Origin of the sequence: Duganella levis, from assembly GCF_009857605.1 — a bacterium.
GTDB lineage: Bacteria > Pseudomonadota > Gammaproteobacteria > Burkholderiales > Burkholderiaceae_D > Rugamonas > Rugamonas levis.
In genome coordinates this window covers 25101-43653 of the sequence record NZ_WWCT01000022.1, presented here as the reverse complement: position 1 = coordinate 43653, position 18553 = coordinate 25101, and the positions used below count along the sequence as shown (strand labels likewise).

Genomic DNA, 18553 nt, shown 5'->3' with positions numbered 1-18553 from the left:
AGTTAGAACTTGTAGCGCGCGCCGACCATGTAGCGCGGTCCGGCTTGCGTCACCGATTCCAGCTGGTTCTGGGTACGGCTATGCACGCGCTGGATCGAGTTGCCGACGTTGATGCCCTCGATCTGGAAGCTCAGCTTGTCGTTGTAGTTGTAGCCCAGGCTGATGTCGACCTGACCGTACGCTTCCACATACTGCGGGTTAGGACCGGAGCCGTCGAAGGTCGACGACAGGAACTCGCCACGCCAGTTGTAGGCCACGCGCGCGGTGAACTTCTTGTCCTCGTAGATACCGACCACGTTCGACGAGTTCGACAAGCCCACCAGCGCAAACTGCTCGCCCACCTTGTTGTTGTCGTAGCGCAGGCCCGAGTGCACATAGGTGTAGTTGGTCGACACGCCAAAGCCGCTGTCGCCGAACATGTGCTGCAAGTTCAGCTCGACGCCGCTGAGGCTGGCCTTCTTCTGGTTGGAGAAGGAGGTGATGCGGAAGTTGGCGATCGGGTCGCTAGGCTGGCCAACGATGGTGCCGTTGACGTTGCCGTTCACGCCTGGCGCGGTGACGCCCGGTGCGGTCGGGTGGTTGGCGAAGATGTACTGGCGGATGCAGGTGGTATCCGACGCCAGGCACTTGCCGGCCGACAGCGCCTCGTTCCACAACGCACCGCCGACTGGCGTGTGCAGGTTGAACGGAGTGGCGTCGATCTGCGATTGACCGGCGTAGTTTTCCAGGTCTTTCTTGAAGTAGCCGACCGAGAAGAAGTTCTGCTTGCCGTAGTACCACTCGTAGGACAGGTCCAGATTCTTGGACTTGACCGGTTTCAGCGCCGGGTTGCCTTGCGAGCCGGTGCCGCCGTCGGTCCGTACCAGCGAGTTCAGCGTCTGGCCGCCCTGGATCTGGTCATAGCGTGGACGGCCGATGGTTTCGCCGGCGCTGAAGCGCAGTTTCTGGGTCGGCGTCAGCTCGATGTCGGAGTCGAAGCTCGGCAGCACGTTGTGGTAGGAGCCGCCCAGCGTGGTGAAGGTCGGCGCGCCGAAGGTGATCGGGAACTCGTTCTGCGAGACCCAGCTGATGGCGGTCGCGGCCGGTACCAGCGCGGTCGAGATGACGTCGGTCTTCTCGTAGCGCACGCCGATGGCGGTGCGGATCGGGAACTTGGTGTCCCAGTCGGTATTGAACTGGACGAAGGCCGACTTGGATTTTTCCTGGGTGCGGGCGTCGTTGTCGAAGGTGCTCTTCGGCATGTACAGCGCCGGCAGGCCGGACGCGGTAGCGGCGATCTGGCGCACCTGGGCAAAGTTAAAGGTGTAGAACTGATTGAACAGGTTCGGGTTGGCGCTGCCGTTGATCTTGTCGAAGTACTGACCGATCGAGTTCGGGTGCCAGACGCTGCTTGGGTAGTCGGCCGGGCTGGTGGCGCCGCCCCAGGTGTCGCGCTGCTGGTTGGAGAAGGCGGAACGGTTCTCGACCTTGTTGAAGCTGCCGCCGAATTTCAGCTCGGACGCTTCCAGCACTTTCCATGCTCCCTTGACCTGGGTCTGGTCCACTTCACCCTTCATGTAGGAGTTGGTGAACACCGAGCCGGTGACTTGCTGGCCGGCCTTGACGAAGTCGGCGCCCTGGATGCTCAGCACCGGGAAGTCCTTGCTGAAGTCGACCGTGGTGTTGCCGCGGCTGAAGCTGGCGGTGCCCAGCGTGTTGCTGGAACCGAACGGGCTGTCGGCGCCGGACTCGGCGGTCGAATGGTGGGTATCCAGCTCGAAGCGCAGGGTGTTGGTGGCTTTCCAGACGGCGTTGAAGCCCAGCGATTTGTTCTGCGTCTTGGTGGCGAAGTCGGCGGCGCCCATGGCGATGTCGCTGCCGGAGACGAACTCGGTCCAGCTGGTTGGGCTGGTTGGCGAACCCTTGGTCCACGAGCTGGCCGACGGGCCGAAGTTGAACCAGGCCGAGATGTCGTTGCGCTTGGTCTGGATCTTGTTTTCCGAGTAGGTGTAGTCCAGCGTGGTGACCAGCGAGTCGACCGGCTTGTATTGCAAGGTCAGCTGGGCGTTGGTGCGCTGGCGTTTGACGCCGTTGAAGTTGTAGTTCAAGTTTTGCGGCAGCGAGTACAGGTCGGTCGCACCGGGGGCGTTGGTGACCTGGTTGCCGGCACCGATCAGCGGGCCGGTGTTGCCGGCGTACGGGCCTTTCCAGCCGTTGGAGACGGCGGCGGTGTTATAGCCCAGGTTGCGTTCCTGGTAGCTGCCGGTCAGCGCCACGCCAATCGTGTTGTTGGCGAAGGTATTGGAGTACAGGCCCGAGACTTCCGGCGTTAGCGAACGGTTGGCTTGGACGTCGGACGGCAGGTTGTCGTTGGAGGTGTCGTACACCGCCTTGGCGCCGATGCTGGCGTGCATGCCAGGACGGTCGAACGGCTTGGCGGTCATGACGTTGACGGTGGCGCCGATGCCGCCGGTGGCGTTTTCCGCGCGGCTGGTCTTGTAGACCTGGATCTGCGAGATGGCTTCCGACGCCAGGTTGGCGAAGTCGAAGGCGCGGCCGTTCAGGTCGCCCAAATTGGAGGTCGGCATCTGGCGGCCGTTCAGCAGCACCAGATTGAAGTCGGGACCGACGCCGCGCACGGTGATCTTCGAACCCTCGCCGATCGAGCGGTCGATGGAGACGCCGGAAATGCGTTGCAGCGACTCGGCCAGGTTGGTATCAGGGAACTTGCCGATGTCTTCGGCGACGATGCCGTCGACGATACCGTCGGAATTGCGTTTCAGGTTCATCGACGAAATCAGTGACTGGCGCAGGCCGGTCACGACGACGCTCTGAACATCCGTTGCTTCCGCCGCTTTGACCGGGGCGTCTTGCGCCATGGCTGGCACGGCGGCGGCCGCGCATGCGCTGGCTACTGCCAGGCTCATCAATGTTTGTCGTGCCTTCGGATAATGCATGTCATCTCCTGTGTTTTCTGTGTTTTTATCAACCGCCTGCCTGCTACTTTTTACCGTGTTCTTGGAAACCTTTCCAATTAACATGGCGAATATAGCATTGATCGAAATTCAAAGTCAATTTGGCATGCCTTAAAATTGTGCACCCGTTTTGGTTGACATAGGAAGATAAGGCGTGCAACATGATCTGGGAACGTTTCCAAAAAGAGACACTTTTGATGAAAATATCGACTTTGCAGGTGCTGGCGGCGGCGTGGATGAGCGTCTTATCGGGCGTTGTTGCGGCGCAAAATGGATTACCTTTCCAATGGCCGCACGGCGCCCAGGCGGCGGTCAGCCTGGCGTATGACGACGCGCTCGATTCGCAGCTGGATATCGCCATTCCGGCGCTGGACCGTGCCGGGCTGAAGGGCAGTTTTTACCTGCAACTGTCCAATCCGGCGGTGGACAAGCGGATGGCGGCATGGCGCGCGGCGGCCCGCAACGGTCACGAGCTGGGCAATCACAGCCTGTTCCACCAATGCTCGCGGCGCGCGCCGGGGCATGAGTGGGTACAGCCGCAGCGCGACCTCGACACCACCAGCGTGGCGCAAATGCAGGACCAGGTCATGCTGGGCAATACCATGCTGTACGCGATCGACGGCAAGCGCGAACGCACCTACACCGTGCCGTGCGGCGATACGCTGGCGGCCGGCGCCGACTACCTGAAAGCGGTGGCGCCGGCGTTTGTCGCTATCAAGGTGGGAGGCGAGGCGGTAACGCCGTCGATGGCCACGCTGAATCCGTCGGCGGTGGGCGTATATGCGCCGGAAGGCCTGAGCGGCCAGCAGCTGATTGCGATTGTGCAGCAGGCGGCGGCGAAGGGAACCATGGTCAATTTCACCTTTCACGGCGTCGGTGGCGACTATCTGACGACCAGTGCCGCTGCGCACGAGGAACTGTTACAGTACCTTGCGGCCAACCGGCAGCGCTACTGGACCGATACTTTCCTGAACATCATGACTTATGTGAAGACTCAACGTGGCGACCATTAAAGACGTAGCCCGCCTGGCGGGCGTAGGGCTTGGCACGGCATCGCGGGTGGTGAGCGGCAAGGGTTCGGTGTCGCCGGCCACGCTGGTCAAGGTGCGGGCCGCCATCGACCAGTTGGGCTTCCGGCCGTCGCATGCGGCGCGCACGCTGTTGTCCGGCAATAGCAAGATGGTCGGCGTGTACATTCCGGTGCTGAGCGGGACGTTTTATACGCCTATCCTGCAAATCATCGACAACGAATTGCGCGCGGCCGGGCTGCATATGGTGGTGGCGTTTGGCGCCGGGCTGGGCGGGGCGCGCCAGCAGGCCATCGAAGGGCTGGCGTTTCTGGTCGAGCGCGGTTGCGATGGGCTGATCCTGATGACCAATGTGTTGCAAGAGGAAGACTTGAGCGTGCTGGGGCCGCGTCCCAAGCCGATGGTGGTGCTCAATCATTATTTCGACAGCATCTCCGGGCAGTGCTTCACGGTCGATCACAAGCTGGGCGGCAAGATCGCTGCGCGCACCTTGCTGGATCATGGGCACCGCGAGATCGCGCTGGTGTCCGGGCCGGCCAGCTTGCCGGATAACGTGGCGCGGGTGGCGGCGTTCAAGGTGGAGCTGACGGCGGCCGGCATCGACACGGGCACCATGTGGGCGGTGGAGAAAGACTTCTCGCCGGCGGGCGGCTGGTCGGCGGCCAAAGAACTGGTGGAATCCGGGCGGCGCTGTACCGCGATGTTTTGCGCCAACGATGAGATGGCGGCGGGTGCGCTGTCGTACTTCCAGGAAGCGGGTATCCGCGTGCCGCACGAGATTTCCGTCATCGGCTACGACGACACGCCTAGCGCCGAGTTCTTCGCTCCGCGCCTGAGCACCGTGCACATGCCATGGCGTGAGATGACGCAGAACGGCGTCAGCGACCTGCTGAACCGCTGCTACGACCTGCAACGCCCCGTCACCCGCAACTACCCCGTCACGATGACACTGCGCGCGTCGCTGGCCAGGGCTGGCCAGGTTTAAGCTGGGTGATTTTCTCGTCGTAGCTTTGCTGAAGGCGTAGCCAGAAATCCACGTGCCCACCAAAATGCCGCACGATATGCGCGGCAATTTCGGTGGATACGCTGCGTTTCTCTCCAAGCACTTCGGCGACTACCGCAACCGGCAAGTCGAGCATATTGGCAAACGCCACAGGCTTCATTTTTAACGGCACCATGAAATCCTCGCGCAGGATTTCGCCTGGATGAATCGGGCGCATTTTATCTTCAAGCATGCTTACCTCCTTCTAGCTGTGATAATCCACCACCTCGACTTCAGACGGTCCAGCGGCGGTCCACACGAAGCAAATCCTGTAGCGCTTATTGATCCGGATACTATGTTGTCCTTGGCGTGTACCGGCCAGCGCTTCCAGGCGATTTCCTGTTGGAACTCTTAAGTCATCAAGGTCGTTCGCAATATTCAGTTGCCGCAGCTTTCGTTCAAGCGCGGACCGAAACTGAACGAACCTCGGCACAGCAAGGTTGTTAAACACTTTTTCCGTGTCTCTGCATTTAAAGGACTGTATCGGCATTGTCGACCATCGCTGGCGGCGGGGGAATACCGCCAGCGTATCGTGCGTGCCTCAGTCAGCTACTGAGGCAGCACAAGGGTGATGGTCTTACTTGATGGCGTCCGCCAGGCCGGGGGCGAATTCGGCGCCGTGTTTGACTTGCGCGGTCGAGGCTTTGAGGGCGCCGCCGATCGGTTCGGCGCGGCCGCTCAGGCATTTGGCCAGGAAGTTTTCGGTCACGGCGTTGAAGGCGATGTTGTTGACCGGCCGCGCAAAGCCGTGGCCTTCATCCGGGAACTCGACATACGTCACCGGAATATTCTTGGCCGCCATCGCCGCCACAATCTGTTCCGACTCGCGCACGTTGACGCGCGGGTCGTTGGCGCCCTGGCCGATCAGCAGCGGCCGCTGGATGTCGGCGGCAAAGTTCAGTGGCGAGCGTTCCTTCAGCAAAGCCTTGCCGGCGTCGGTGGTCGGGTCGCCCATGCGCTTGTAGAACTGCTGCTTGCCTGCCTCCCAATACGGCGGAATGGTTTGCAGCAGCGTGAACAGATTGGACGGGCCGACGATGTCGACGCCGCAGGCAAAGGTGGTCGGCGTGAACGTCAGGCCGGCCAGCGTGGCGTAGCCGCCATACGAGCCGCCCATGATGGCCACTTTGTCCGGCGTGGTGACGCCGCTCTTGACCGCCCAGTCCACCGCATCGATCAGGTCGTCATGCATCTTGCGGCCCCATTGCAGGTCGCCGGCCGAGATGAATTTCTTGCCGAAGCCGGTCGAGCCGCGGTAGTTCACCGACAGCACCGCGTAGCCGCGGTTGGCCAGCCACTGGTGGTAGCCGTTGTAGCCGAAACCGTCGCGCGCCCATGGCCCGCCGTGCACCAGCAGCACCATCGGCACCGGCTTGCTGGCCTTGCCGCTGCCGTTGGCGTCCACCGATTTCGGCAGCGTCAGGTAGGACACCAGCGTCAGCCCATCGCGCGACTTGATCTCCTGCGGATGCATGGCCGCCAGCGGCGCGCCGTCCAGCTCCGGCCGGCTGACGTAGAGCTGGGTCAGCTTCTTGGCCTTGCGGTCGTACAGCCAGGTCGAGGCCGGCGCGGTGACGGGATCGACCGCGACCAGCCACTTGTCATCCGCATCGGTGCGCGAGGTGATGGTGAACTGGCCCTTGGCGTTTTTCTTCAGGAAGTCCAGGTCGGCTTTCAGGTCGTTGGTCAGCGCGACATATTCCGGCTTCAGGTAGTCGACGCTGTAGGCCAGCAGGCGGCCGGTCTGCTTGTCCGCCAGGGCGCCGCCGATATCGGCGCGGACATCCTCGGCGATGACGGTGTTCTTGCCAGTGGCGACATCCTGGGCAATCAGCGCGGCGGTATTGCGGTTGCGCGCATCGGTCCAGTACAGCGTTTTGCCGTCGGCGGTAAAGCTCCAGGCATTGGTGGTCTGCGAATCGTCCAGGCCTACTTCGGTCAGCGGCGTGGTGTCGATCTTGCCGTCGGTGATGCGGTAGTAAGTGGTGCCGCCGTCGTTACGGGCTTTCTCGGCGATGCGCAGCTTCAGTTGGTCGTCGGCCAGATAGCCGGCGTAGCCGTCGTTCTGCAGCACCAGCGTCAGCTTGCCGCTGGCCAGGTCGAGGCTGTAGACGTCGTGCCAGCGGGCATCGCGGTTGTTGACGCCAATCAGGATGCGGTCCTTGATCTTGTTGCTGATCTGCAGAACTTGTGCGCGGGTCTTTTCAAACGGCGTGTAGTTGGTCTGCTTGCCGCTGGCGACGTTGACGCCGTACAGCAGGAAGTTTTCGTCGCCGCCCTTGTCCTGGATGAACAGCACGACCTTGGAATCGGGCGACCAGAAACTGTTGCGGATCGGCCGGGTTTTTTCGTCGGTCAGCGGCTTGGCGTCGGACAGCTTGTCGGCCGGCGCCACCCACACATTGAGCACGCCGTCGCGCGGCGCGATCCACGACAGCCATTTGCCGTCCGGGCTGATCTTGGCGGCGGTCTTGCTGGGGTTGCCGAAAATCTTGCCGCGCTCGATCAGCGGCACATCGGCGGCGGCAGTCTGGGCATAAACTGGCAAGACACTCGCCAGAAGCAGGGCAGGCAGGGCGTAGCGGATCATGGATACCTCATCGTCAGTGGATGGAAAACCAAGGATAGCAATTTAACACGCTGGCGCCACGCCGGAGCGACAGCCTGCAGCCTGTTGCGATGAATGGTCTAATAGCTGGAATGAGTGGTTACCGCTAGCCAAGCGGGAGGGGCCGCTCAATTCAAAGCTGCCTACACTGGCTGCGGAAGGAGACTGATCCACCTATGAAGCACATAACACTACGCCAGATTAAAATCTTTGAAAGTGTGGCGCGCAACCTGAGTTTTTCCCGCGCGGCGGAGGACTTGCACCTGACCCAGCCGGCCGTGTCGATGCAGATCAAGCAGATGGAGGGACTGGCCGGCTTGCCGCTCTTTCAACACAGCGGCAAGCGCATCGCGCTGACCGAGGGTGGCTCACTGGTGCTGCGCCACTGCCAGGTGATCCTGGCCGATCTGAACGCCGCCGAGCAGTCGCTGGCCGACCTGATGACTGGCGCCGTGCAGCGCCTGCGGGTCGGCCTGATCACGTCCGGCAGCCGCTTCTTCCCGCACATGATTAACGCGTTTCTCCAGCAGCATGCCGGGCTGGAACTGGACATGCAGGTGCGACCGCGCGAACAGCTGGTGTCGATGCTGCGCGCCGACCAGCTGGACCTGGCGGTGATGGTGCGCGCGCCGTCCCTGCCCAGCCTGGCCGCAGAACCGTTTGCCGCCAATCCCTTCGTGCTGGTGGCCTCGCCCATGCATCCGCTGGCGGCCGAACGCGAGATCCCGGTGGCGCGCATCGCCAGCGAATGCCTGCTGGTGCGCGAAAGCGGCACCGATACCCGCATCGTCGCCGACGACATCTTCCTCAGCCTGTCCAATCCGCCGCGCTTCATGGAGCTGGGGTGCAGCGAGGCGATCAAGCAATCGGTGATCGCCGGCATGGGCGTCAGCCTGCTGTCGGCGCAGGAGGTGCAGGCCGATGTGCGCGCCGGCCTGCTGACGGTGCTGGCGGTGCAGGGCTTGCCGGTCAAGCGCCAGTGGCATGTGGTGCATTGCGGCGACCGGCCGTTGCCGTCGGTGGCGCGCAGCTTCCGCCAGTTTTTGCTGGACGAGGCGGCGCTGCGGCTGGCGCCGTTGGCCGTGCTGTAAGCGCATCATGCCAGCGCCTGCCACAGCAACGCCAGGTTGAGGCCGATGATGGCGGCTGTGGCCAGCACCGCCATGCAGGTCAGCTTGCGGCCGGCGGTAAAGCGGCCCATGATCGAGCGGCGCGACGACAGCACCACCAGCGCAATCAGCGGCACCGGCAGCACGATGCTGAGCACGATCTGGCTGTCGATCATGGCGGTCATCGGATTGGCGGTCAGGCACACCAGCACCGCCGGCACCATGGTGATCAAGCGCCGCGCCAGCATCGGAATGTGGAAACCGACAAAGCCCTGCATGATGTTCTGGCCAGCCATGGTGCCGACCACCGAACTGGAAATGCCCGACGCCAGCAGCGAGATCAGGAACAGCAGCGCGGCGCCGGCGCCCAGCACCGGTGTCAGCGTGTGGTAGGCCACGGTGATGTCGGCGATACCGGGCGCGGTCTTGCTGAAGGCGCTGGCTGCCATCGCCACCATGGCCATGTTGACCAGTCCGGCCATGCCGAGCGCGATCATCACTTCGCGGTTGGAGAAGCGCACCAGCCGCAGGCGCTGTTCGTCGTTGCGTGCCGGCGCGCGGTTCTGCGTCAGGCCGGAATGTAGATAAATCGAGTGCGGCATGATGGTGGCGCCGACGATGCCGACCGCCAGCATCAGCGCGTCCTTGCCGTGCAGCTCAGGCACCACGCTGTGGAACAGCGCCGCGTGCCAGTCCGGCGGCGTGATGATCATCTCGGCCAGATAGCTAAGACCGATCACGGCGACCAGCGCGCCGATGACGATTTCCAGCGGCCGGAAGCCGGCCTTGTCCAGCGACAGGATGGCGTAGGTGACGATGCCGGTGATCATCAGCGCCCAGCCCAGTGCGATATGAAACAGCAGCGAGATGCCCAGTGCACCGCCCATGAATTCGGCCAGGTCGGTGGCCATCGCCGCCACTTCCGAACCCAGCCACATGGCGATCACCACCGGACGCGGAAACTCGTCGCGGCACAGTTCCGCCAGGCTGCGGCCGGTGATGATGCCGAGCTTGGCCGACATGGCCTGGAACAGCATCGACACCAGGCTGGCCAGCAGCACTACCCACAGCAGTTGATAGCCATAGGTGGAGCCGGCCTGGATATTGGTGGCGAAGTTGCCGGGGTCCATATACGCCACCGAGGCGATCACGGCCGGGCCGGCAAACGCCAGCAGCCCGCGCGCGCCGCGCTGGGGATGGTCGAGACTGTCGCGCATGGCGGCGACGGTGGCCTTGCTATCGATGGCGGCAAACATGGGGCGGCTCTCCTGCGGTAGCGTGGTTCAGTCAGCCGCGCCCGCTTGGACGGGCGCGGCGGCGGGCGGGTGGCGCCGGGGCTTCAGGCCAGCACGTCGCGGCGGTCTTTCAGCTTGTGGATCACGTCGAGCGTGGCGTCGTCCACGCGCAGGTGCTCTTTGACCAGCTGACGCGGCGTGTTGGCCAGCCATTGCGACAGCGTGACTTCCGAGAAGTGATCCGACTTGAACAGTTCCAGGAACACCAGGTCGGTGCTGCCGGTGTTCTTGACGTAGTGGCCGAGGTTTTTCTCGACATAGCCGACGTCGCCGGGGTTGAAGTCGACCGTCTGCGCCGCCGGGCCGGCGTTGAACACCGTCATGCTGCCCTTGCCCTGGATGAAGTATTGCCACTCATCGGCATCCGGATGCCAGTGCATCTCGCGCAGGCCGCCCGGCCGCAGCGTGACCAGCGCCGCCGCCACGGTTTTGGAGATGGGGAAGTTGCGGGTGTCGATAATCTTCACTTCGCCGCCCGGCTGGCGCAGCGTCGGCGCCATGGCGCCGGTGCGGAAGATGAATGGATGGTCGGGACGGCCGGCGGACGAGGCTGAATACGCCTGGGCGGCGGCCAGCGGGCCGGCGGGTGCGCCCTGGTAAATCCATAGCTGCTCCAGCGGGATGTTCTTGAACTTGTCGGCCGGGATGCCGAAGTTTTGCGCCAGGATATCCGGCGGCGTGTGGGCCAGCCATTCGGACACCATCAGCGTGTTGAACTCGCCGGCGGCGCCGTTGTCGAAGGCCAGCACGAACTCGCCGCCGTCGGCGCCCAGGCCTTGCAGCGAATGCGGCAGGCCGGGCGGGAAGTACCACAGGTCGCCGGTCTTGACGTCGGCCACTTCTGCGCGGCCCAGGCTGTCGATGGTGGTGATGCGCACCTCGCCGCTGACCATGATTGCCCATTCCGCCTGCTGGTGCCAGTGCAGTTCGCGCACGCCGCCAGGGCCGAGGCGCATGTTGACGCCGGCGATGTCCTTGGAAATCGGGAAGGCCTTGGTGGTGACTTCGCGCGCCCAGCCGCCGTCCTGGATGCGCTTGTGCGCCAGGTTGAACGAGGCCCACGGAATCGCCATGCCGCCAACGTCGGTCGGCGGCGGATTGGTGAACGATGGCATCTGGTCGCGCAGTATCGTATTTTTCGGGCCGGGCTCGGCGTTGGCGATGGCGCTGGAGTTGATCGCACCCTGCAGCGGACGGTCTGGGTTGCCGAATTCGGCGGCTTTGACGGCGGCGGTGGCGCCCAGGGCGACGGCGCCAGCGGCGGCATTGGCCAGGACGCTGCGGCGTTTCAAGTCAGTCATATTGGTTCTCCTGATATCTGGATGTCGGAATGCACCCGGTAAGGTCATAGTAGGGGCCGCACGCGACAATGAATATTCAGTATTTCTTTGGCGCAGCCATAAGCGAGATTGATAGATGGCTTGGACTTGCTCGAAGGCAATGTCCTGCGGTATTGTGTGTGTTCTATTTTGACTGGAGCCCGCAATGACCGCACCGAGACTGGAGATCCCTGAAGCTATCGTCAGCGCGCTGGGCGACTGGGTGCAGCAGGCGGCGGAAGCGGCTGTGGCCGGACCGCGCGAGATGCTGGCGCGCACCGAAGAGGAATTGCAGGCGGCCCGCGCCGAACTGGCCGACACCGCCGCCGCGCGCGACCAGGCCAAAGCGCTAGCCGACGAGCGTGACGAGGAAATCGCCCAGCTGATGGCCGAGCTGCGCAACGCCCGCAGCATCGCCACCGACGCGCTGGTCGGCAAGGCCAAGGACCAGCTGGCCATTGAAGGCAAGGATGCGCAACTGGCCGACCTGCGCGCGCAGATCGAGCGCAATGTCGCGGCGGCGGCGGCGCTGTCCGACGCCCGGCTGACGGCCGAGATGGAACTGGTGGGCGCGGTCACCGCGCGCGACAACTACGCCGCCGAAATCAAGGAGCTGCGTGCCAAGCTGGCGGCGCGCCATGGTTGATACATTTCGTCATTTTACGTTGACTTGCTTTTAAGTTAATATTCGGTCATGTTCGACCGTAGACGATTCATTCTGGGCAGCGCGCTGGCGCTGGGCATCACACCGGCGCGCGGCGCCACGCTGGTGCGGCATCCGCAATCGGAAGCGGAAGGGCATGGCGACGGCGCCGAGCATTATCCGGTGCGCCTGCTGCGCATGGCGCTGGCGCGTTCCGGCCACGACTACGCGCTGCAACCGACCGCCGTGATGATGCGGCAAAACCGCGCGCTGGCCGAGTTGCAGGCGGGCCGCGTGGTCGATGTGTTGTGGACCATGACTTCGCAGACGCGCGAGCGCGACCTCCTGCCGGTACGGATTCCGCTCGACATGGGCCTGATCGGCTGGCGCCTGCTGCTGATACGCCGAAGCGACGCCGCGCGCTTCGGCGCCATCCGCCAGGCCAGCGAGTTGCAGGCGCTGGACGCGCTGCAAGGGCACGACTGGCCCGACGCCGATATCCTGCGCGCCAACCACTACAAGGTGCAGACCGCGTCCGACTACGCCGGCATGTTCAAGATGCTGGAGTCGGGCCGGGTCGATTACTTTCCGCGCGCCGTGTTTGAAGTCTGGCACGAGGCGGCCGCGTTTGCGCAGCAGGGACTGGTGGTGGCGCCCGGTCTAGCGCTGCACTACCCGAGCGCGTTCTACTTCTTCGTTAAAAAATCCAATGCCGCACTGGCGGCGGCCATCCAGCGCGGGCTGGAAAGCATGCTGGCCGATGGCAGCTATGTGCGGCTATTCCAGGAGTACTTCGGCGAGATGACGGCGCGCTCGACGCTGGGTGCGCGCCGCGTGTTTGAGTTGCGCAATCCGCTGCTGTCGGCCGCCACGCCGCTCGACCGGCGCGCGCTCTGGTATCACCCGGTCAGGTAGCTCAGGCTGGCCGGGTCGTCATTATCATCACGGCGTCATGTTTTTGTCAGTTGCGGATTTTTATGCTGGCTGCTACCGGTGCGGTGAGACCGGCAACCCCGGCACTCTGGTGACACCCAACATGAACCATCACTCTTTCAGGCCAGGCCCGAGGCTTGCCGTCGCGCTGCATGCCGGCGCGGTGGCCATTACCATCAATATGCCGCTGCTGAAGGCAGCCGACCTCGTCGCCGTTCAGACCGCGCACGGCGGCCTGTTGCGGGTGATTAGCCGATTGTGGGCTTGATTGACGGTATCGCCTTTCAGACCAATATTCTGGCATTGAATCTGGCGGCGACGCCGACGCTGCGGCCGGCCAGATTGGCGTGCTGCCCAGCAGGATGGCGCTGTCGGAGAGGCTGAGGCCGTAATCTTGTTGCAGCCATTGCGTCATGCCGGCGGTGGCGAGGCGCAGGGCGTCGTCCAGTGAGCCGGCCTGGCCCAGCGTCATGATGTGCGTCGGCGATTCGATGCGTGGCATGCCGATGGCTTTGCCCTTGATGAGTTCGACGCGGAACTCCACCGCCATCGACGAGGTATTGCTGGGTTGTTCGGGACTGGCCACGCCGCGCTCACGGTCCAGCTTCCAGCGCACCGGTTTGCCGAGGTTGCTTGCGCGGCTGGCCATGCCGGCGGTTTGCGCACGGCCGACGATGGCATCCAGACTGTCGGCGTAATCGCGGTTCGGTTTTAATTTCAGCAAATGGACCACCAGCGTGTCGCCAGCCTCCGCGCCCATCATGAAGAAAGGGCCGGTTTGCGGATTGCCATACAGCGCGCGCGTGACGCCGTGCTCGTCGACGCCGCCGGAATCGATGGTGGTGGTGTGGATGGTGTCGCCGGGCCAGACCTTCAGCACCGGCAGACGGTTGGTGCTGAAGGTATTCGAGTAATCCTTGGGCACGTATTCATACCGCTGCGGTGTAGCGGCCGTGCGTTCCGGCAGACGGCGCGCGCTGAAGGGGTGATTGGCGCGCGCGTTGCTGTCATTCGTATCGGGAAAGTTCGCCGTGCCCTGCAGGCGATCGACGCTGGTGCTGCCCTTGTATTCGTAGCGCTTGCCTTGCTTGTCGATGACGCTCAGCACCAGTTGGCCGTTGCTGCGCGTACCAGTCAGCGCATCCCCGTCGAGCGTACCGGACAGCTTGCCGTGTTCATCCTGAAAATGCAGTGTCATGTAGGATGGATTGCCCCAGCGATCCAGTTGCAGCAGCCAATCTTCCGCCGCCTGCGCCGACAGCGCGACGCCTAGTAAGGAGAGAAAAAGTGCTGCACGCATGGCCCGCTCCAGCTCGTATCGAAAAGAAAAGTCAGGCCATGGATGCTGGGAAACTCCGTATCGCTGCTTCCTGGAACGAGCTGCCTCGCGCTTATTGCTGAACGATCTTGCGCACCCGTCCGCCCATTCGGTCGCCAACGTACAGGTTGCCTGCCGCGTCGACCGCGATACCATGCGGCGTGCTGAAGGTGGCCACGCTGCCGACGCCGTCCGTGTCGACCCTGCCGACCGCGCGGTTTTTGCCGGCCACGGTCGCCACATAGCCTGATGGCGAAATCGTGCGTACCGTACCGCCCTGCTCGGCGACGTACAGGTTGCCCGCGGCGTCGATCGCCAACCCGTATGGCTGGTTGAAGCTCGCTTTCAATCCCTGGCCATCTTCGCCGACGTCGCTGCCGCTGCCGGCGAACGTCGACACCGTGCCGGCCGGCGTCAGTTTGCGGATCAGATTGCTCTCCGAGACGAACACGTTGCCGGCCTGGTCGACAGCGATGCCGATCGGGTTGGCGAAGCTCGCCTGCAGCGCCGCGCCGTCCACTGAGCCGCGCACGCCGCTACCGGCGATGGTGGTGACCACGCCGGCCGGCGTGATTTTACGGATGCGCAAGTTCAGCGTGTCGGCCACGTACAGGTTGCCTGCGTCGTCGACCTTGATGCCGAGCGGCGTGTTGAAGCGCGCTTGCGTGCCGGTGCCGTCCGCATAGCCGATTGACGGCGCGCCGGCGAGCGTCGTGATCACCCCCGCTCTGGTGATCTTGAAAACCATATGCTGGCCCACCGCGTAAAAATTGCCGTCCTTGTCGCGCGTGATGTCCTCGATTTTGCCAAGTACCAGATCGGCGTCGCTCGGCGCCTCACCAGGTGTTCTGCCAACGAAGGTGGTGACCACGCCGGCCGGCGTGACCATCGCGATACGCGCGTTGTTCTGATCGGCGACGAAGACGTTGCCGGCGTCGTCGAGCGTCAACCCTTGGGGATGGTCGAACACCGGCTCCGGCAAGCCAGTGGGGAGCTTGGTGGGATTGTTGGTGCCGGCCAGCGTGCTAACCACAGCAACTTGGTCGCTGCAGCTGACGCCGATATTGGTGACGTTGGCGTTGCCTATCGTGCCGCTGCCATTGACCAGCGCGCACATTTGCGTAAAGCGCGGCGGCTGGTCGGCGATAACGACGTTGTAGGCGGTGCCGGCGGTGAGGGCGGTCGGCAGCACGAAGCTGGTCGCCGCCGGCGCCACGCTGAGCTTGTCGGCGCCGGAGGCCAGTATCATGCCGCCGCTTTTGAGTCCGGTGATGGCGCCGCCGACCGTGTAGATCGGTACGGGCGGGGCCACCGGGACCGAGGGCGTTGGCGTCGTGCTATTGCCGCCACCGCAAGCGGCCAACGCCGAGAGCGCGATGCCTGACAGGATGACGCGCGGTGAATTGCTCTTCTGCATGATCTCCTCCGGGGTTATCAAAAATATAGTATTGCACAATATTCAGTTGCGAGGAGTAAATTTGGGGGGCGGCCCGGACGAAAGCATAGACACAAGCTCCTGAGCTGGTGTTTGCCCAAGCTTGCTGATAGGCGTGAATCTGTAGCGTAGCGGAAATGGACCGGAGCCGAGGACTGTGAATCCTGGAAATACAAACGCCCACTTGCAAGAGTGGGCGTTTTGATTTTTTATTCTTGGTGGCCCGGGGCGGAATCGAACCACCGACACAAGGATTTTCAATCCTCTGCTCTACCAACTGAGCTACCAGGCCAAGGGCCGCAATTATAGCGACCACTCGCCGGGTTTGGCAAGGGGCTGAATCCATTTTATTGACAGCAATATGGTGGAGGGATAAATTTAGTCAATTAGACAATCTCATCAGACAGGGACGATATGAATAAGGCGGCGTGGTGGTTGGGGGTGTTGACGGCGGCAGGCGCGGCGCACGGGGCGGAGTTGACGTCGGTGCAGCAGCAGATGCGGTCGATTTACCAGGAGCTGGTGGAAACCAATACCACCAATTCGGTCGGTTCCTGCACCGTGGCCGCGCAGAAGATGGGCAAGCGCCTCAAAGCCGGCGGTTTCAAGGATAGCGAACTTCAGATGATCATCCCGCCCGGCGGCCCGCAAAAGGGCAATCTGATTGCGCGCCTGAAGGGCGACGGCAGCAAAAAGCCATTGCTGCTGCTGGCCCATATCGATGTGGTCGAGGCCAAGCGCGAGGACTGGGAGCGCGATCCGTTCAAGCTGGTGGAGGAAAACGGCATGTTCTACGCGCGCGGTTCGTCGGACGATAAGGCCATGGCCGCCGCCTTCGTCAACAATATGCTGCTCTACAAAAAAGAGAAGCTGCCGCTGAAGCGCGACATCATTCTGGCGCTGACCTGCGATGAGGAGCTGGTGCCATCCAAGTTTGACGGCGCCGAATACCTGGTCAACCACCACCGCGCGCTGATCGACGCCGAGATCGCGCTGAACGAAGGCGGCGGCGGTCTGCTGGACAAGGACGGCAAGCCGGTGCGCCACGGCATCCAGGCCGGCGAAAAAATCTACCAGAGCTTCCAGCTGGAGGTGACCAGTCCCGGCGGCCACAGTTCGGCGCCGTTCAAGGACAACGCGATTTATCATCTGGCCGATGGCTTGTCGCGGCTGGGACAGTTCTCGTTCCCGTTCAAGCTGTCGCCGGTCACGCGCGCTTACTATGAGCGCATGTCGACGATTGAGAAGGGCCAGGTGGCGCAGGACATGAAGGCGATCCTGCAAGATCCGCCGGACCAGGCGGCGCTGGACCGTTTGTATGCGGTAAGCCCGGTGCACAATTCCACCGTGCGCACCACCTGCGTGGCGACCAAGGTCGATGCCGGCCACGCCGACAACGCGCTGCCGCAACGCGCGCGGGCCACGGTCAATTGCCGTATCCTGCCGGGCGAGCCGATCGCCGAGGTGCAGGCGACCTTGCAGCGCGTGGTGGCCGATGACAAGATCAAGATCACCCGCGTCGGCGATGGCGTCGATGGTCCGATGCCGCCCATGACGCCGGTGCTGATGTCGGCGGTGGAACAAATCAGCAACGATATGTGGCCGGGCGTGCCGGTGGTGCCGACCATGTCGACCGGCGGCACCGATGGCCGCTTCCTCAACAACGCCGGCATCTGGACTTACGGGATCAGCGGCATGTTCCACGGCCCGGAAGGCAGCGGCGCGCACGGTTTGAATGAACACATCCGCGTGAAGTCGCTGTACGACGGCCAGGAATATCTGTATCGCCTCGGCAAGCGTCTGGCGACCGAGTAAGCGGCTACGGCTTGATGGTGATGCTGCGGAATTTACCCTCGCAGTTATCGCCGTCGTCGCTCAGCAGCTTGAAGCTGACGCCGTCGGCCAGCGCGAATAGCGCTTCCGGCCGGAAGCCGCGGGGTAGTTCAATGTTGAGTGGTTCCGGCTTCGCCTTGCGGTCGCCGGACCATTTGTAGAGCTTGAAATCTTCTTTTGAACCTTCCGATCCGGCGACGATCAGGTAGGCGTGAAGCTTCGGCGCATATTCGATGCTGCGGATGCCGCGTTTTCCAAGCTTCAGTTCCGCCGGTTCGCCAAATTGCAGCGCCGGCGATGCGTCCATCAGCGCCTGCGGATTTTTCAAGGTCACCACCAACGCCTTGTTTTTAAACAGCGGGCCGCGCAGGCCGATCAGCAGATGGCCTTCCGGCGACGCCGCCAGGCCTTCGATATTCAGACCGTGTTTTTCCTCAGGCGCTTTTTTCGCGACGTCGAGCAGTTGGTATTTTTTCAGGGCGGGGTCGGCATCCATCGCTTCCAGCAAGCCGGTGTAGCGGCCTACCCATGTGACGCTGACCTTGCCTTGCGCTTCGTCGATATCCGTAGCGAAGATCTGCCGCCGTTTCGGGCGTTTTTTGCCCTTGGTGTTGGTGCCGTGAGAGCCGATCCAGTAGACGCGATTGCCGATCCGTGCCGCGCCCTCGATATCGACTTCCCGTTCTGTATTCTGGCCGTGAAGATCGAGCGCGGCGGATTGGTCGAAGCAATTTTCCTGCTGCGCGGAGCATTCCACTGTGCTGGAGCGGTCGGTGTGATACAGGCGCAGGATGTTGTCGTTGTCGTCGGCCACGAGGAAGCGGTCCTGGCCGATCAGGACGGCGGCGGAGGCGTTGCACATGCCGAAGTGCTCGATCGGGTCAGCGGCTTGGGCGTGTGCCAGACCGGTGCATAGCAGGGCAGTGCAGGCACACCATTTGAATCCGCTCATCATGCTCTCCCGTTGAGATGCTCAAACCAGATTAGCAGAGCGATGCAAAATATTCAATCATAATAAAAACGCCAGACATTGCGG

Annotated in this window: 15 protein-coding genes and 1 tRNA gene; 6 read left to right on the top strand and 10 right to left on the bottom strand. The window is 62.9% G+C overall.

The window, feature by feature from the left end:
• Nucleotides 1-2: 2 nt before the first annotated feature.
• Nucleotides 3-2906 carry a TonB-dependent receptor gene (locus tag GTP69_RS23210; protein WP_229261115.1) on the bottom strand — a complete coding sequence of 968 codons (2904 nt, stop codon included), beginning with the start codon at nucleotides 2904-2906 and terminating at the stop codon, nucleotides 3-5.
• A gap of 245 nt (nucleotides 2907-3151) precedes the next feature.
• Between GTP69_RS23210 and GTP69_RS23205 the strand changes: the two genes are divergently transcribed.
• Complete coding sequence (locus GTP69_RS23205) at nucleotides 3152-3967, top strand: polysaccharide deacetylase family protein (RefSeq protein WP_161057090.1); 816 nt, start codon at nucleotides 3152-3154, stop codon at nucleotides 3965-3967.
• Nucleotides 3954-4967 carry a LacI family DNA-binding transcriptional regulator gene (locus tag GTP69_RS23200; protein WP_161057089.1) on the top strand — a complete coding sequence of 338 codons (1014 nt, stop codon included), beginning with the start codon at nucleotides 3954-3956 and terminating at the stop codon, nucleotides 4965-4967. Before GTP69_RS23205 ends, GTP69_RS23200 begins: the two co-directional genes overlap by 14 nt.
• Here GTP69_RS23200 and GTP69_RS23195 read toward each other — a convergent pair.
• The 3 genes from GTP69_RS23195 to GTP69_RS23185 all read right to left on the bottom strand — a co-directional run bounded on the left by GTP69_RS23195 (nucleotide 4921) and on the right by GTP69_RS23185 (nucleotide 7572).
• Nucleotides 4921-5217, bottom strand: a complete 297-nt coding sequence (locus GTP69_RS23195) for a HigA family addiction module antitoxin (RefSeq protein WP_161057088.1) — start codon at nucleotides 5215-5217, stop codon at nucleotides 4921-4923. The genes GTP69_RS23200 and GTP69_RS23195 overlap by 47 nt on opposite strands.
• A 12-nt stretch (nucleotides 5218-5229) precedes the next feature.
• Nucleotides 5230-5514 (bottom strand): type II toxin-antitoxin system RelE/ParE family toxin, encoded by a 285-nt coding sequence (locus GTP69_RS23190; protein ID WP_161057087.1) that lies wholly within the window; start codon nucleotides 5512-5514, stop codon nucleotides 5230-5232.
• Nucleotides 5515-5601: 87 nt separating this feature from the next.
• Nucleotides 5602-7572: an alpha/beta hydrolase family protein gene (locus tag GTP69_RS23185; protein WP_229261114.1), complete on the bottom strand. Its 1971-nt coding sequence runs from the start codon at nucleotides 7570-7572 to the stop codon at nucleotides 5602-5604.
• 236 nt (nucleotides 7573-7808) lie between these two features.
• Between GTP69_RS23185 and GTP69_RS23180 the strand changes: the two genes are divergently transcribed.
• Nucleotides 7809-8723 carry a LysR family transcriptional regulator gene (locus tag GTP69_RS23180; RefSeq protein WP_161057085.1) on the top strand — a complete coding sequence of 305 codons (915 nt, stop codon included), beginning with the start codon at nucleotides 7809-7811 and terminating at the stop codon, nucleotides 8721-8723.
• Nucleotides 8724-8728: 5 nt separating this feature from the next.
• Here GTP69_RS23180 and GTP69_RS23175 read toward each other — a convergent pair whose 3' ends face one another.
• Together GTP69_RS23175 and GTP69_RS23170 are read right to left on the bottom strand one after the other, a co-directional pair.
• Nucleotides 8729-9997, bottom strand: coding sequence for an Nramp family divalent metal transporter (locus GTP69_RS23175; RefSeq protein ID WP_161057084.1), 1269 nt, complete (start codon nucleotides 9995-9997; stop codon nucleotides 8729-8731).
• Nucleotides 9998-10080: 83 nt separating this feature from the next.
• Nucleotides 10081-11337 (bottom strand): cupin domain-containing protein, encoded by a 1257-nt coding sequence (locus tag GTP69_RS23170; RefSeq protein ID WP_110846584.1) that lies wholly within the window; start codon nucleotides 11335-11337, stop codon nucleotides 10081-10083.
• A gap of 184 nt (nucleotides 11338-11521) precedes the next feature.
• On the opposite strand from GTP69_RS23170, the gene GTP69_RS23165 reads away from it, so the two are divergent.
• Together GTP69_RS23165 and GTP69_RS23160 are read left to right on the top strand one after the other, a co-directional pair.
• Nucleotides 11522-12001 carry a hypothetical protein gene (locus GTP69_RS23165; protein ID WP_161057083.1) on the top strand — a complete coding sequence of 160 codons (480 nt, stop codon included), beginning with the start codon at nucleotides 11522-11524 and terminating at the stop codon, nucleotides 11999-12001.
• Between the two features lie 48 nt (nucleotides 12002-12049).
• Complete coding sequence (locus GTP69_RS23160) at nucleotides 12050-12913, top strand: substrate-binding periplasmic protein (RefSeq protein WP_161057082.1); 864 nt, start codon at nucleotides 12050-12052, stop codon at nucleotides 12911-12913.
• A 46-nt stretch (nucleotides 12914-12959) separates the two neighbouring features.
• Here the strand turns inward: GTP69_RS23160 and GTP69_RS23150 are convergent, their stop codons facing one another.
• The 3 genes from GTP69_RS23150 to GTP69_RS23140 all read right to left on the bottom strand — a co-directional run bounded on the left by GTP69_RS23150 (nucleotide 12960) and on the right by GTP69_RS23140 (nucleotide 15976).
• Complete coding sequence (locus GTP69_RS23150) at nucleotides 12960-14231, bottom strand: acetamidase/formamidase family protein (protein WP_202424536.1); 1272 nt, start codon at nucleotides 14229-14231, stop codon at nucleotides 12960-12962.
• A 91-nt stretch (nucleotides 14232-14322) separates the two neighbouring features.
• On the bottom strand, nucleotides 14323-15666 hold the full coding sequence (locus GTP69_RS23145; RefSeq protein ID WP_161057080.1) for an NHL repeat-containing protein: 1344 nt from the start codon (nucleotides 15664-15666) through the stop codon (nucleotides 14323-14325).
• 234 nt (nucleotides 15667-15900) lie between these two features.
• A tRNA-Phe gene (locus GTP69_RS23140) sits at nucleotides 15901-15976 on the bottom strand.
• Between the two features lie 122 nt (nucleotides 15977-16098).
• On the opposite strand from GTP69_RS23140, the gene GTP69_RS23135 reads away from it, so the two are divergent.
• A complete protein-coding gene (locus tag GTP69_RS23135; RefSeq protein ID WP_161057079.1) occupies nucleotides 16099-17499 on the top strand; it encodes a M20/M25/M40 family metallo-hydrolase in 1401 nt (466 codons plus the stop codon).
• Nucleotides 17500-17503: 4 nt separating this feature from the next.
• Here GTP69_RS23135 and GTP69_RS23130 read toward each other — a convergent pair whose 3' ends face one another.
• On the bottom strand, nucleotides 17504-18472 hold the full coding sequence (locus tag GTP69_RS23130) for a DUF3616 domain-containing protein (protein ID WP_161057078.1): 969 nt from the start codon (nucleotides 18470-18472) through the stop codon (nucleotides 17504-17506).
• Nucleotides 18473-18553 lie beyond the last annotated feature (81 nt).

What these genes read in the sequence shown, in the direction of transcription:
- GTP69_RS23195 (WP_161057088.1), bottom strand. Translation starts at nt 5,217, where the DNA reads ATGCTTGAAGATAAAATGCGCCCGATTCATCCAGGCGAAATCCTGCGC.
- GTP69_RS23130 (WP_161057078.1), bottom strand. Translation starts at nt 18,472, where the DNA reads ATGATGAGCGGATTCAAATGGTGTGCCTGCACTGCCCTGCTATGCACC.
- GTP69_RS23205 (WP_161057090.1), top strand. Translation starts at nt 3,152, where the DNA reads ATGAAAATATCGACTTTGCAGGTGCTGGCGGCGGCGTGGATGAGCGTC.
- GTP69_RS23135 (WP_161057079.1), top strand. Translation starts at nt 16,099, where the DNA reads ATGAATAAGGCGGCGTGGTGGTTGGGGGTGTTGACGGCGGCAGGCGCG.
- GTP69_RS23150 (WP_202424536.1), bottom strand. Translation starts at nt 14,231, where the DNA reads ATGCGTGCAGCACTTTTTCTCTCCTTACTAGGCGTCGCGCTGTCGGCG.
- GTP69_RS23145 (WP_161057080.1), bottom strand. Translation starts at nt 15,666, where the DNA reads ATGCAGAAGAGCAATTCACCGCGCGTCATCCTGTCAGGCATCGCGCTC.
- GTP69_RS23190 (WP_161057087.1), bottom strand. Translation starts at nt 5,514, where the DNA reads ATGCCGATACAGTCCTTTAAATGCAGAGACACGGAAAAAGTGTTTAAC.
- GTP69_RS23165 (WP_161057083.1), top strand. Translation starts at nt 11,522, where the DNA reads ATGACCGCACCGAGACTGGAGATCCCTGAAGCTATCGTCAGCGCGCTG.
- GTP69_RS23175 (WP_161057084.1), bottom strand. Translation starts at nt 9,997, where the DNA reads ATGTTTGCCGCCATCGATAGCAAGGCCACCGTCGCCGCCATGCGCGAC.
- GTP69_RS23170 (WP_110846584.1), bottom strand. Translation starts at nt 11,337, where the DNA reads ATGACTGACTTGAAACGCCGCAGCGTCCTGGCCAATGCCGCCGCTGGC.
- GTP69_RS23180 (WP_161057085.1), top strand. Translation starts at nt 7,809, where the DNA reads ATGAAGCACATAACACTACGCCAGATTAAAATCTTTGAAAGTGTGGCG.
- GTP69_RS23210 (WP_229261115.1), bottom strand. Translation starts at nt 2,906, where the DNA reads ATGAGCCTGGCAGTAGCCAGCGCATGCGCGGCCGCCGCCGTGCCAGCC.
- GTP69_RS23160 (WP_161057082.1), top strand. Translation starts at nt 12,050, where the DNA reads ATGTTCGACCGTAGACGATTCATTCTGGGCAGCGCGCTGGCGCTGGGC.